The sequence below is a fragment of the Streptomyces sp. NPDC056580 genome, from assembly GCF_042793175.1.
In the GTDB taxonomy this organism is placed as follows: domain Bacteria; phylum Actinomycetota; class Actinomycetes; order Streptomycetales; family Streptomycetaceae; genus Streptomyces.
In genome coordinates this window covers 213,616-226,912 of record NZ_JBHTVE010000002.1, presented here as the reverse complement: position 1 = coordinate 226,912, position 13,297 = coordinate 213,616, and the positions used below count along the sequence as shown (strand labels likewise).

Annotated in this window: 12 protein-coding genes; 2 read left to right on the top strand and 10 right to left on the bottom strand. The window is 74.2% G+C overall.

What is annotated here, in order from left to right:
- Window positions 1-231: 231 nt before the first annotated feature.
- Window positions 232-1,521 (top strand): MFS transporter, encoded by a 1,290-nt coding sequence (locus ACFQ9Z_RS04720; RefSeq protein ID WP_383010685.1) that lies wholly within the window; start codon window positions 232-234, stop codon window positions 1,519-1,521.
- On the opposite strand, the gene ACFQ9Z_RS04715 is transcribed toward ACFQ9Z_RS04720, so the two are convergent.
- The 10 genes from ACFQ9Z_RS04715 to hrcA all read right to left on the bottom strand — a co-directional run bounded on the left by ACFQ9Z_RS04715 (window position 1,485) and on the right by hrcA (window position 12,392).
- Window positions 1,485-2,477 carry an adenosine deaminase gene (locus ACFQ9Z_RS04715; RefSeq protein ID WP_383010683.1) on the bottom strand — a complete coding sequence of 331 codons (993 nt, stop codon included), beginning with the start codon at window positions 2,475-2,477 and terminating at the stop codon, window positions 1,485-1,487. The genes ACFQ9Z_RS04720 and ACFQ9Z_RS04715 overlap by 37 nt on opposite strands.
- Before the next feature lie 20 nt (window positions 2,478-2,497).
- Window positions 2,498-3,403 (bottom strand): ribonuclease Z, encoded by a 906-nt coding sequence (locus ACFQ9Z_RS04710; protein ID WP_383010681.1) that lies wholly within the window; start codon window positions 3,401-3,403, stop codon window positions 2,498-2,500.
- 6 nt (window positions 3,404-3,409) lie between these two features.
- A complete protein-coding gene (locus tag ACFQ9Z_RS04705; protein ID WP_143632165.1) occupies window positions 3,410-3,763 on the bottom strand; it encodes a histidine triad nucleotide-binding protein in 354 nt (117 codons plus the stop codon).
- A 64-nt stretch (window positions 3,764-3,827) separates the two neighbouring features.
- On the bottom strand, window positions 3,828-7,034 hold the full coding sequence (locus ACFQ9Z_RS04700) for a S41 family peptidase (protein WP_383010678.1): 3,207 nt from the start codon (window positions 7,032-7,034) through the stop codon (window positions 3,828-3,830).
- 75 nt (window positions 7,035-7,109) lie between these two features.
- Window positions 7,110-7,664 (bottom strand): hypothetical protein, encoded by a 555-nt coding sequence (locus tag ACFQ9Z_RS04695; protein ID WP_383010676.1) that lies wholly within the window; start codon window positions 7,662-7,664, stop codon window positions 7,110-7,112.
- Window positions 7,665-7,754: 90 nt separating this feature from the next.
- A complete protein-coding gene (locus ACFQ9Z_RS04690) occupies window positions 7,755-8,147 on the bottom strand; it encodes a VOC family protein (protein WP_383010674.1) in 393 nt (130 codons plus the stop codon).
- Window positions 8,148-8,163: 16 nt separating this feature from the next.
- Window positions 8,164-8,913: a 16S rRNA (uracil(1498)-N(3))-methyltransferase gene (locus ACFQ9Z_RS04685; RefSeq protein ID WP_383010672.1), complete on the bottom strand. Its 750-nt coding sequence runs from the start codon at window positions 8,911-8,913 to the stop codon at window positions 8,164-8,166.
- Entirely contained in the window at window positions 8,910-10,031 is a 1,122-nt protein-coding gene (locus ACFQ9Z_RS04680; protein WP_383010670.1) for a nitronate monooxygenase, read from the bottom strand. Before ACFQ9Z_RS04680 ends, ACFQ9Z_RS04685 begins: the two co-directional genes overlap by 4 nt.
- 207 nt (window positions 10,032-10,238) lie before the next feature.
- Window positions 10,239-11,375 (bottom strand): molecular chaperone DnaJ, encoded by a 1,137-nt coding sequence (gene dnaJ, locus ACFQ9Z_RS04675; protein ID WP_383010668.1) that lies wholly within the window; start codon window positions 11,373-11,375, stop codon window positions 10,239-10,241.
- On the bottom strand, window positions 11,376-12,392 hold the full coding sequence (gene hrcA / locus ACFQ9Z_RS04670) for a heat-inducible transcriptional repressor HrcA (protein ID WP_383010666.1): 1,017 nt from the start codon (window positions 12,390-12,392) through the stop codon (window positions 11,376-11,378).
- Window positions 12,393-12,551: 159 nt separating this feature from the next.
- Here hrcA and ACFQ9Z_RS04665 point away from each other — a divergent pair, with 159 nt between their 5' ends.
- A complete protein-coding gene (locus ACFQ9Z_RS04665) occupies window positions 12,552-13,274 on the top strand; it encodes an MBL fold metallo-hydrolase (protein ID WP_383010664.1) in 723 nt (240 codons plus the stop codon).
- Window positions 13,275-13,297 lie beyond the last annotated feature (23 nt).

The window sequence follows — 13,297 nt, the reverse complement described above, 5'->3', positions numbered from 1 at the left end:
TCGGGGGGTGCGGCCGGGCGGCGGCACGGCCGCTCGAAGCAGGCAAAGTTCACGCTGTTACCCGCTCTCATCCTGACCAAACGCAGTAGTGATCCGGATCACACCGGCCGATCTTCATCTGGAACCGCGTGCTTGATACAACTTGCTCGCGCGTTCCCGTCCTTCGACGGCCGTCGCCCTCCCCTCTCCCCCGGCTCTCGAGCCGCACCTCCGCCTGCCCTGGGAACGCCCGTGTCCGCCCCCCGCTCCATGCCCTGGCCCCTCGTCGCCCTTTTCACGGCCGGGTACCTCGCCCCGTATCTGCTGCCGACCACGGTCGGCCGGCTGGACACCGGGCTTCCGCTCACCACCACCGAGGCCGGGGCCCTCGGCAGTGCCCTGCTGCTGAGTTCGGCGGCCGCCGGCTTCCTGCTGGCCTCCCGGGTCGAACGGGCCGGCGCCCGCACCCTGGCCCGGCTCGGGCTCACGCTCGCCGCCCTCGGCTACGGCGGGGCCGCGCTCAGCGATGCTGTGCCGGCCGTCGTCGTGGGCGCGCTCCTCGGCGGGTTCGGCTCCGGCACGGTCACGGCGGTCGCCGCCAGCGGCATCGCCGCCCAGCGTGATCCGCACCGGACCACCACGTTCGGCCTGCTCGGCGTCTCCGCGCTCGCCGGCGCGCTCTATCTGACGCTCCCTCACCTCGGCCCCGGCCACGGCCTGCCGCTCGCCGCGATCGCGCTGACCGCGCTCGCGGTGTGGCCGCTCACCGGGCGGCTGCCCGGCGCCACGGCCCCGGCCCGCCGCCCGGCGGGAGGCGGCGCCCGGCTGCCCCACCGCCGGGCCGGGCTGCTGCTCGCGGCGGCCATGCCCTGCTGGTCGCTGGCGCAGAACGCGCTCTGGGGCGTCAGCGGACGCATCGGGCTCGGCCAGGCCCACCTGACCGAGGTCACCGTCGGCGCGGTGTTCGCCGTCGCGCTCGGCGCCGGGCTGGTCGGCGTGCTGGGCGCCGGGGCGCTCGGACCGCGCCTCGGCCGGGCGGTGCCGATCGGCGCGGGCACGGCCCTCATCGCGGGCTGCATCGTGCTCAGCGCCTCGGCGACCGGCCTGCCGGCCTTCGCGGCGGGCGAGATCTCCTGGAACCTGCTCTACCCGGTCGTGCTGTCGTACGTCATCGGCCTGGCCGCCTCCCTGGACCCGCGGGGCCGCTGGGCGGTGCTGGTCGGCTCGGCGGCGTCGCTGGGCACCGCGGCGGGCCCGCTGACCGGGAGCGTGCTGGCGGCCGGGGCGGGTTTCCCGGTGATGGGCCGGGTCCTGGCCGCCGGCCTGCTGGCGATCGCGGTGCCGATGACGGCGGTGGCCGTGCGCGCGGGCCGGCGGCCGCTGCCGGTGGCGGAGATCCCCGTGGTGGAGATTGCCGTGGCGGAGATCCCGGTCGTGGAGATCCCCGTGGTGGAGATCCCCGTGGAGGCTCCTGCCCCGGCCGCGCAGGGGGCGTACGGCACCGCCTATCCGAACTCGTACGCCTCCACCTCGGCCAGGTAACGGGCCCGGCGCTCCTCGTCGTCCTCCAGGAAGGAGGCGAGGAAGGAGTTGCGGGCAAGTTCCCGGAGCCGTTCGTCGCCGAGGCCCAGCGCCGAGCGCACCGCGTCGAAGTTGTCGCCCGCGTAACCGCCGAAGTAGGCCGGGTCGTCGGAGTTGACCGTGCACCGCAGCCCGGCGTCCAGCATCGCGGGCAGCGGGTGCTCGGCGAGCACGTCCACCGCGCGCAGCCGGACGTTGGACAGCGGGCACAGGGTCAGCGGAATCCGGTCCCTGACCAGCCGCTCGACCAGCGCGGGGTCCTCCAGGCAGCGCAGGCCGTGGTCGACGCGCTCCACGCCTAGGACGTCCAGGGCCTCGGTGATGTACTCCGGCGGCCCCTCCTCACCGGCGTGCGCCACCCGGCGCAGCCCGAGCGCGGCGGCGGCCTCGTACACCTCGCGGAACTTCACCGGCGGGTGACCGACCTCGGCGGAGTCGAGGCCGACGCCGGTGATCCGGTCCAGGTAGGGCCTGGCCGCATCCAGGGTCCTGAGCGCCGACTCGGCGGACTCGTCGCGCAGGAAGCACAGGATCAGCCTGGTGGAGACGCCGTGGTTCTCCTCGCTGCGGCCGAGCGCCCGCCACAGCCCCTCCACGACGGTGCCCATGCTCAGCCCCCGCGCGAGGTGGGCCTGCGGGTCGAAGAAGATCTCCGCGTGGCGGACGCCCTGCGCGGCGGCGCGGGCGAGGTAGGCGTCGGCCAGGTCCGCGAAGTCCTGCTCGGTGCGCAGCACGGCCATCAGCTCGTAGTACAGGTTCAGGAAGGACTGCAGATCCTTGAACCGGTATGCCTCGCGGAGCTGTTCGGTGTCGGCGTAGGGCAGTTCGACACCGTTGCGGGCGGCCAGCTCGAACGCCAGCTCGGGCTCCAGGGTGCCTTCGATATGCAGGTGCAGTTCTGCTTTGGGGAGGGGCATCGCAGCATCGTACGGGGGTTTCATCTCCGTTTCGGAACCGGCACCCGCAGCAGGTCGTAGGCCACGGTCAGCTCGCCCTCGAACCCGGCGGCCCGTGCCTGCCGTTCGAACTCCGCCGGGTCGGAGTAGCGCTGGCTGAAGTGGGTGAGGACGAGGTGCCGCACCCCGGCGTCGCGCGCCGCGGCCGCCGCCTGGCCCGCGGTCAGATGGCCGTGGTCCGCCGCCAGCGCCGCGTCCTCGTCGAGGAACGTGGACTCGATGACGAGCAGGTCGCAGCCCTCGGCGAGGGCGTGCACCCCGTCGCACAGCCGGGTGTCCATGACGAACGCGAACCGCTGCCCGCGCCGCACCTCGCTGACGTCCGCCAGCGTCACGTCCCCGAGCCGGCCCTCGCGCTGGAGCCGGCCGACGTCCGGGCCCTCGATGCCGTGCGCGGCGAGGGCGGCGGGCAGCATCCGGCGGCCGTCGGGCTCGGTCAGCCGGTAGCCGTAGGACTCGACCGGGTGCGACAGCCTCCGGGCCTCCAGCGTGTACGACGGCGTCGCGGCGAGTACGCCGTCGGCGGCGACCGGGGCCTCGGTGAGGCGGACCGTCTCCCGGTAGGCGGTCGCGTACCGCAGCCGGTCGAAGAAGCGCTGACCGGAGCGCGGGTAGTGCGCGGTCACCTCGTGCGGCACCTGGTCGAGGTTGATCCGCTGGATCACTCCGGCCAGGCCGAGGGAGTGGTCGCCGTGGAAGTGCGTGACGCAGATCCGGTCGAGGTCGTGGGCGGCGACCCCGGCGCGCAGCATCTGCCGCTGGGTGCCCTCGCCGGGGTCGAACAGGATGCCCTCGCCGTCCCAGCGCAGCAGGTAGCCGTTGTGGTTGCGGTGCCGGGTCGGGACCTGGCTCGCGGTGCCGAGGACGACGAACTCACGGACGGACATGGTCGTCTATCCGGGAGGCCATTCCAGGCCACGGCCGCCGAGGACGTGCGCGTGGGCGTGCCAGACGGTCTGGCCGGCGCCGCTGCCGGTGTTGAAGACGACGCGGTAGCTGTCCAGCTTCTCCTCGTCGGCGACGGCCTGCGTCTCGGCGAGCACGTCGGCGGCGAGCCCCGGGGCGCCGGCGGCGAGTTCGGCCGCGTTCTTGTAGTGGGCCTTGGGGATCACCAGGACGTGGGTGGGTGCCTGCGGGTTTATGTCCCGGAAGGCGACGGTGGTCTCGGTCTCGCGGACGACCGTCGCCGGGATGGCCCCCGCGACGATCTTGCAGAACAGGCAGTCGTCCTGCGGTTCCCCTGCCATGCGTGTGCCTCCTCACGCCGGTGATCGGTACCGGGGCATCGTATCGGGGGCGCCGGGGAACCGGTCACGGCAGTTCCGGGGGCGTCCTGGCCGGTGTGGCCTCCAGCGCCTGGAGCGCCAGCCTGATCGCCTCGTCGAGCTGGGGGTCGCGGCCCGCCGCGTGGTCCTGCGGACGCTGGACGACCTCGACGTCCGGGTCGACGCCGTGGTTCTCCACGCCCCAGCCGGCGCCCTCCAGCCAGAACGCGTACTTCGGCTGGGTGATCAGGGTGCCGTCGACCAGACGGTAGCGGCTGTCGATGCCGATGACACCGCCCCAGGTGCGGGTGCCGACCACGGGGCCGATCCCGAGGGCGCGGATCGCCGCGTTGACGATGTCCCCGTCGGAGCCGGAGAACTCGTTGGCGACGGCGACGACCGGTCCGCGCGGGGCGTCCCTCGGGTAGCTCTCGGGCCGCATCCCGCGCGGCAGGTCCCAGCCGACGACCCGCCGGGCCAGCTTCTCCACGACGAGCTGCGAGGTGTGGCCGCCGCGGTTCTCCCGGACGTCGACGACCAGCCCCTCGCGGGCCACCTCGACGCGCAGGTCGCGGTGGATCTGGGCCCAGCCGGGCGCCTGCATGTCGGGCACGTGCAGATAGCCGAGCCGGCCGCCGGACCGCTCGTGGACGTGGGCGCGGCGGCCGGCCACCCAGTCGTGGTAGCGCAGCGGTTCCTCGTCCGCGAGCGGGACCACGACCACGTGCCGCAGTTCGCCGCCGCCGGCCGGCGAGACGGTCAGCTCCACGGGCTTGGCGGCCGTGCCGACCAGCAGCGGGCCGGGGCCGGTGACCGGGTCGACCGGCTGCCCGGCGACCGCGACGATCGCGTCGCCCGGACGCACGGCGACCCCGGGCGCGGCCAGCGGGGAGCGGGCGTCCGGGTCCGAGGTCTCCGAGGGCAGGACCCGGTCGACCCGCCAGGCGCCGTCCTCGTGGCGGGAGACGTCGGCGCCGAGCAGTCCCTGCCGGGCGCCGTCGCCGTAGCCGCCGCGCGGGGTGACGTAGGCGTGCGAGGTGCCGAGTTCGCCCTGCACCTCCCACAGCAGGTCCACCAGGTCGTCGTGGGCGCCGAGGCGGTCGAGGACGGGCCGGTAGCGGTCGAGGACGCCGTCCCAGTCGACGCCGCCCATGTCGGGCCGCCAGAAGTTGTCCCGCATGATCCGGCCCGTCTCGTCGTACATCTGCCGCCATTCGGCGACCGGGTCGACGGTCTGCCGGATCCGGGTCAGGTCGACGGCGATGTTCGACTCGCCGTCCTCGTCGTCGGAGGCGTGCCGGTCGGAGGGCACGACCCGCAGCCGGCCGTCGCTCCACAGCAGCACCCGCCTGCCGTCGCCGCTGACCTCGAAGTGGTCGGCGTCGGCGGCGAGATGCTCCAGGCGCTGCTGGGCGAGGTCGTAGCGCTCCAGCCGGGTCTTCGGGTCGGGGGCGTCGGGCGTGGCGCGGCCCGCGCCGAGGACGCCGCGCACCGGGTGGCGCAGCCAGAGCACCCCGTCCCTGGCCGCGCGCAGGTTGGAGTAGCGGGCGGCCTCGACCGGGAAGGGCACGATGCGGTCGGCGAGACCGTCCAGGTCGATCCGGGTCGCGGGGGTGCCCTCGCTGTCCGGTGTCTCGTCCTTGTCGGGGGCGCCGAAGGGCCGGCCGTGGCGCTGCGGCCCGAACGGGGACGGGGTGGTCGCGGAGAGGGTGATCAGGTACGGACGGGTGCCCTCCACGAAGGCCAGGTCGAAGACGTGCTCGTCGTAGACCGGGTCGAAGGAGCGGCTGGAGAGGAAGGCGAGGTGCCTGCCGTCCAGCGTGAAGGCGGGGGCGTGGTCCTGGAAGCGCAGCGGGGTCGCCTCGGTGACCGACAGGTCGGTGGTGTTGGCGAGGCGGAGCTGGGAGAGCGGGCGGGGGCCGGGGTGGGCCCAGGCCAGCCAGCCGGAGTCGGGCGAGAAGGCCAGGTCGTGGACGTCGCCGTGCTCGCTGCGGGTGACCTCGCGGACCTCGCCGGTCTCCCGTTCGACCAGCAGCAGCCGCCCGTCGTGCGAGGCGACGGCGGCCCGGCTGCCGTCGGGCGCCATGGCCAGCTCCAGGACGCGGCCGAGCTGCCCTGCGGCGAGCCGGCGCGGGGGCGTGCCGAGGGCGGCGCCGGTGGCGGCCGCGAACTCCAGGGCGTCCTCGCCCTCGGCGTCCGTCACCCACACCGCCCACTCCTCGCCCTCGGAGCGGAAGGCGCGCGGCAGCCGGGTCCGCACGCCCGGCTGGGCGGCGAGCGCGCGGGCGGGCCCGGAGCGGTGGGTCACCCAGTGGACGGCGCCGCGCACGGCGACGACGCTGCCGCGCGCGGTGTGGTCGGGGGCGCCGGAGCCGAACCAGTGCGAGGCGTTCACCGGGAACGGCTGGAGGTCCACGCGCGGCCCGCCGAGCCGGATGTCCAGCCGGCGCGGTTCGGCGCCGTCGAGGTCGTCCAGCAGCCAGAGTTCACCGGCGCTCGAGTAGACGACCCGGGTGCCGTCGGTGGCGGCGTGCCGGGCGTAGAAGCCCTCCAGCGGGGTGTGCCGGCGCAGGTCGGAGCCGTCGGCGAGGGAGGAGTAGAGCGCGCCGGTGCCTTCGTGGTCGGAGAGGAACGCGATCCGGTCGCCGGCCCACAGCGGGTACTCGACGTTGCCGTCCAGCTCCTCGTGCAGCCGGGTGAACTCGCCGTCGCCCTCCAGGTCGATCCACAGCTTGCCCGCCGTGCCGCCCCGGTACCGCTTCCACCAGGCGGCCTCGCGGCCCATCGGGGCGGACAGCAGCACGGTGTGCGGGCCGTGGGCGACGGCGCCGACCGGCCCGTACGGCAGGGTGGCGGCCGGTCCCCCGTCGAGCGGGACGGCCCGGGCCCAGCTGCGGCGCAGGCTCGCCTGACCCTGGGTGCTGAGCGCGAGCACCTCGCCGTCCGGGGTCCAGCCGCGCACCTGGGTCCGCCAGCTGCCCCAGTGCGTCAGCCGCCTGGCGGGGCCCCCGGCCACCGGGGCGAGGTGCACCTCGGGGGCGCCGTCGCGGGTGGAGGTCCAGGCTACGGCGGTGCCGTCGGGCGAGATGCGGGGGTGGTTGACGGGCACGTTGTCGGCGCTGACCCGCCAGGCGCGGCCGCCGTCGAGGGGGGCCAGCCAGACGTCGTCCTCGGCGACGAACGTCACCAGGTCGCCGTGCGGGTGCGGGAATCGGAGGTAGCCGGAGGATGCCGTCGGAGCTCCCTGAGTCACCCCGTCACTGTACGCAGCGACCGGCTTCCTCCGGGCCGGTTCGGATCACTTGCCCCGCACTCGCCCGTCCTGACCTCACTTGCCCTCCACCGGCCAGCAACTGGGGTCCTTCCTGCACCAGATGGTGCGCGTCACGGTCACCGTCACCGTCGGCTGCCCGCCCCACTGGGTGGGCGGCCGGTACGTCGGCCCCGGTGTGGCGTCGCAGTCGCCGAGCCCGCTGACCCGGAAGACCTGCCGGCCGCCGACCGTGCCCGTGAGGTCCCCGCGCACACAGGCCCCGTCGACGGCCCGGGTCACCTTCCCCTTGACGGTGATCTTCCGCCCGTCCTTGGTCTGTCCCTGGCAGTCGACGGAGACGACGGTGCTCTCCGTGGGCGAGGGCGAACTGCGGGACGCCCCGCCGCCCTTGCCGCCGTAGTCACCGGTGCAGGTGAGCCAGCTCACGTCCACGTGCCGCCGCTTCAGCTCGGCGGTCGCGGTGCTGTCGGTGGTGTACGCGGCCGAGGCCGAACTCAGGTCGCCCGGCTGACACGCCACCACCGTGCCCGCGCCCAGCAGCACGAGCCCCGCCACGCTCACGCGGCGCGCGGCCCGCGGCCGGCGCCGGATCCGCCTCGATACCCCCATGAAGGGCAGCGTGCCACCACCGTCCCCGGTGCGGAAGGGCGCTTACGGCCACTCACCCGTTCGGGCAGCGGCGGCCCCGCTCCCGTGCCGTCAGCCGCGCAGCAGGAGCCACTCCTGGAGTTCCACCAGGTTGCCCTCGGGGTCCTTGAGATGGGCCACCCGCATGCGGTCGGTCATCGGGGCCGGGCCGTGCAGCACGGTCGCGCCCCGTGCGGTGATCTCCGCGCAGTACGCGTCGAGGTCGTCCACGCGCAGCACGACCAGGGAGCGGTGGCCGGTGGCGGTCTCACCCGTCTCCGCGAGGACGCCGGCCATCATGGCGCGGTCCTGCAGCGCGATCCCGGCGGAGCCGGCGTGCGGCCTGAACTTCTCGTACGGTCCCTCGCCGGTGCCGGACTGCGGCCTGAGACCGAGGACTTCGCCGTAGAAGCGGTAACAGGCGGCGAAGTCGGTGACGAGGAGCCGGACTTGAGCGAGTTCCACGGTGTTCCCCCAGCGGTCAGGACCAGCGGCCGGTGCGGCCCAGCAGCAGGGCCGCGGCGGCGGTGCCGGCGGTGGACGTGCGCATCACCGTGGGCCCCAGCACGTACGGCTTGGCGCCCGCCTCCTCGAAGAGGGCCAGCTCGTCGCGGGCCACGCCTCCTTCGGGTCCCACGACCAGCACGATCTCGCCCCGCGCGGGGAGTTCGGCGGTGGCGAGGGGGGCGCTGTCGTGCTCGAAGTCGGAGTGGAGCACGGCGGCGAAGTCGGCCGCGGCGAGGAGGGCGGCGACCTGTCTGGTCGTCGCCGTGTCCGCGACCTCGGGGAAGCGCAGGCGGCGGGACTGCTTGCCGGCCTCGCGGGCGGTGGCCCGCCACTTGCCGAGGGCCTTCAGCCCGCGGTCGCCCCGCCACTGGGTGATGCAGCGGGCGGCCTGCCAGGGCACGATCGCGTCGACGCCGACCTCGGTCATGGTCTCGACGGCGAGTTCGCCCCGGTCGCCCTTGGGCAGGGCCTGGACGACGGTGATGCGCGGGGCCGGTTCGGGTTCCTCGGCCACCGTGCCCATGCGGACGATCAGCCGGTCCTTGCCCTCGGTGCCGGTCACCTCGCACACCGCGTACCGGCCGGCGCCGTCGGTGAGCACGACCTCCTCGCCGGCCTGGAGCCGCTTCACGGAGACGGCATGGCGTCCCTCGGGGCCGTCCAGGACGTAGTGACCGCCGTCCCCGGCCTCGAAGTGCCCGACGACGAACACGGGGGCGGTCATCGCGCGTCACCTCCGGCCGACAACGCTGTCCGGGCCTCGGCGAGTTCGGCGGCCAGCACCTCCACGAGCTGCCCGGCCGGCAGCTCCCGGGCCAGCCGGTGGCCCTGGCCCGCCCACAGCGCCATGCCCTGCGCGTCGCCGGCCTTGGCGGCGGCCCTGCGCAGCGGCGCCGTCACATGGTGGACCTCGGGGTAGGCGGCGGGGGCGTAGGGGCCGTGCTCGCGCAGGAAGCGGTTGACCAGGCCGCGCGCCGGGCGGCCGGAGAAGGCGCGGGTCAGTTCGGTGCGCGCGAACAGGGGGTTGGTCAGGGCCTGCTTGTACAGGTCGGGGGCGCCGGACTCCGGGGTGGCGAGGAACGCGGTGCCGAGCTGGGCGGCGCTCGCGCCCGCGGCGAGGACGGCGGCGATCTGGCCGCCGCGCATGATGCCGCCGGCGGCGACGACCGGTATGCGCACCGCCTCGCGGACCAGCGCGAGCAGTGACAGCAGTCCGAGCCCGGAGCCGTCGTTCTCGGGGACGTCCCGGTGGGTGCCCTGGTGTCCGCCTGCCTCCACGCCCTGCGCGATCACCGCGTCCGCCCCGGCCCGCTCGACCGCGCGCGCCTCCTCCGGGGTGGTGGCGGCGACCAGCGTGAACGTGCCGGCGCGGCGCAGGGAGTCGATGACCTCGCGGTCGGGGACCCCGAAGTGGAACGAGACCACCGGCACCGGGTTGTCGAGCAGTACGGCGAGCTTGGCGTCGTAGCCGTCGTCCCGGCCGCTGTCCGGGTCGCCCAGCTCGGTCTCGTACCAGGCGGCCTCACCGGCGAGCTGGTGGGTGTAGATCTCGACGGCGCCCGCGTCGAGGGGCGCGGCGCCGGCCGCTGCGGCGGAGCCGTTGCCCGCACCGGGGTACTCGGACTGCGGCACGAAGAGGTTCACGCCGAAGGGCCGTCCGGTGAGCCCGCGGAGCTGCTTGATCTCCTGGTACATGCCGTCGGCGGTCTTGTACCCGGCGGCGAGGAACCCGAGCCCGCCCGCCTCGGACACGGCCGCCGCGAGCTCGGGCACGGAAACCCCGCCCGCCATCGGAGCCTGCACGATCGGCCGGGGGAAGAGATCGGTCAGCGCGGAGGACATGCCCGCATGTTGTCACGTCCTGGGGGGAGCTCCGAATCGGGTCTTCCTCCCTGGCACATGCCACTTTCCACCGGCCCCCGAGCCGGGTGGCGGGTGCGCGAAGGGCAGGGTCCGGGGCGGAGCTCCCTGGCGGGGTCCGAGCGGCGGGGCCCCTTGCCCTCAGCGCGAGGGGCGGAGCCCTCGGCACCCGGACAAGGGGCGGAGCCCTCAGCGCCCGTTGAACGCGTCCTTCAGCCGTGAGAAGAGGCCTTGCTGACCCGGCTGGAACTGCCCCTGGGGCCGCTCCTCGCCGCGCAGCTTCGCCAGCTCGCGCAGCACCCTCTCCTGCTCGGGGTCCAGCTTGGTCGGGGTGGTGACCTCGACGTGGACGATCAGGTCGCCCCGGCCGCCGCCGCGCAGATGCGTGACGCCCCGGTTGTGCAGCGGGATCGACTGGCCGGACTGGGTGCCCGGGCGGATGTCGACCTCCTCCATGCCGTCCAGCGTCTCCAGCGGGACCTTGGTGCCGAGGGCCGCCGCGGTCATCGGGATGGTGACCGTGCAGTGCAGGTCGTCGCCGCGCCGCTGGAAGGTCTGGTGCGGCAGCTCGTGGATCTCGACGTAGAGGTCGCCGGCCGGACCGCCGCCGGGGCCGACCTCGCCCTCGCCGGCGAGCTGGATCCGGGTGCCGTTGTCGACACCGGCCGGGATCTTGACGGTGAGGGTGCGGCGCGAGCGCACCCGGCCGTCGCCCGCGCACTCCGGGCACGGGGTCGGCACGACCGTGCCGAAGCCCTGGCACTGGGGGCAGGGGCGGGAGGTCATGACCTGGCCCAGGAAGGACCGGGTGACCTGCGACACCTCGCCGCGGCCGCGGCACATGTCACACGTCTGGGCGGTCGTGCCCGGGGCCGCGCCCTCGCCGTTGCAGGTGTTGCAGACGACCGCGGTGTCGACCTGGATGTCCTTGGTCGTGCCGAAGGCCGCCTCGTCCAGCTCGACGTCGATCCGGATCATCGCGTCCTGGCCGCGCCGGGTGCGCGAGCGGGGCCCGCGCTGCGACGCCGTGCCGAAGAACGCGTCCATGATGTCGGAGAAGTTGCCGAAGCCGCCGGCGCCGAAGCCGCCCGCGCCGCCGCCGCCCGCCTGCGAGAGCGGATCGCCGCCGAGGTCGTAGACCTGCTTCTTCTGCGGGTCCGACAGCACCTCGTAAGCGGCGTTGATCTCCTTGAACCGCTCCTGGGTCTTCGGGTCGGGGTTGACGTCCGGGTGCAGCTCGCGCGCGAGCCGCCGGAACGCCTTCTTGATCTCATCCTGCGACGCGTCGCGGCGCACGCCGAGAACGGCGTAGTAGTCCGTGGCCACTTACGACTCCGCCAGGATCTGTCCGACGTACCGTGCCACTGCGCGTACCGCTCCCATCGTTCCCGGGTAGTCCATGCGGGTCGGTCCGACCACGCCGAGCTTGGCAACCGCCTCGCCGCCCGAACCGTAGCCGACCGACACGACGGACGTGGAGTTGAGTCCCTCGTGGGCGTTCTCGTGCCCGATGCGCACCATCACGCCCGGATCCTTCGCCTCGCCGAGGAGCTTGAGAAGCACGACCTGCTCCTCGAGGGCCTCCAGGACGGGCCGGATCATGAGGGGAAAGTCATGTCCGAAGCGGGTGAGATTGGCGGTGCCGCCGATCATCAGCCGCTCCTCGTTCTCCTCGACCAGTGTCTCCAGCAGTGTGGAGAGCACTGTGGAGACCGTACCGCGATCCTCGGGCTCGAAGGCCTCCGGAAGGTCCTCGACCAGGCGCGGCACGTCGGTGAACCGGCGGCCCGCGACCCGGCTGTTGAGCCTTGCCCTGAGGTCCGCGAGGGCCGTCTCCCCGAACGGCGCCGGGCAGTCCACCATCCGCTGCTCGACCCGGCCGGTGTCCGTGATCAGCACGAGCATCACGCGCGCGGGGGCGAGCGAGAGGAGTTCCACGTGCCGCACGGTGGAGCGGGTCAGGGACGGGTACTGCACGACGGCGACCTGCCGGGTGAGCTGCGCGAGCAGCCGCACCGTGCGCGCGACGACGTCGTCGAGGTCGACGGCGCCCTCCAGGAAGTTCTGGATCGCCCGCCGCTCGGGCCCGCTCATCGGCTTGACGCCCGCGAGCTTGTCCACGAACAGCCGGTACCCCTTGTCGGTGGGGATACGGCCGGCGCTGGTGTGCGGCTGGGCGATGTAGCCCTCTTCCTCGAGGGCGGCCATGTCGTTGCGCACGGTCGCCGGGGACACACCGAGGCTGTGCCGTTCGGTGAGCGCCTTGGAGCCGACCGGCTCCTCGGTGCCCACGTAGTCCTGGACGATGGCGCGCAGCACCTGAAGTCTGCGTTCACTCAGCATCCGCGCGCACCTCCAGCATGTCTTCCGCGGCCTTTCGGGTCGTCCCCCTGGCACTCTGCGTGTCCGAGTGCCAGCGTTCCCCGGCCAGTGTACGGCCGTGGGGTACTCACTGGGCAAGGTCGGTCCCGCCGCACCCCGTCCTGCCGTTAGCGTCGCGTCATGACCGTGACTTGGGAAGAGCTGGGATGGGAGCGGCTGGCCGACGGGGTCGGCCGGTGCCGGCTGCCCGGCTGGGACTGCACCTCGGGCCTGGTGCTCGGGGCGGGTACGGCGCTGATGGTGGACGCCGGGTCGAGCCTCGCCGAGGGCACGCGGCTGCGGGAGCAAGCCCAGCGGCTCGCGGGCCACCGTGTGACCCATCTCGCGCTCACCCACCCCCATTTCGACCACGTCTTCGGCGCGGCCGCCCTGGCCGGGGCCGAGGTGTACGCGGCGGTGGGCGCGGACGCGGCGCTGACGCACGAGCGCGAGGAGCTGCGCCTGGACGCGGTCAGGAACGGCCTGCCGCCCGCGGACGCCGACGAGGCGGTGGACGCGCTGGCGCCGCCCCGGCACCTGGTCTCCGGGGAGTGGACGCTCGACCTCGGCGACGGGCGGCAGGCGCTGCTGGCCAACGTGGGTCCCGGCCACACGGCCCACGATCTGGCGGTGCTGGTGCCGGGCGCCCCGGAGGTCGTCTTCTGCGGCGACCTGGTGGAGGAGTCGGGCGAACCGCAGGCGGGCCCGGACGCGGTGCCGGGCCGCTGGCCGGACGCGCTCGACCGTCTGCTGTCCCTGGGCGGCGAGGACGCGCTGTACGTACCCGGTCACGGAGCGGTGGTGGACGCGGACTTCGTGCGGCGCCAGCGAGACGTGCTGGCGGCGCGTTTCGGCGTGTCATGAGCACAGAGCCGCCGGTTCTCCTA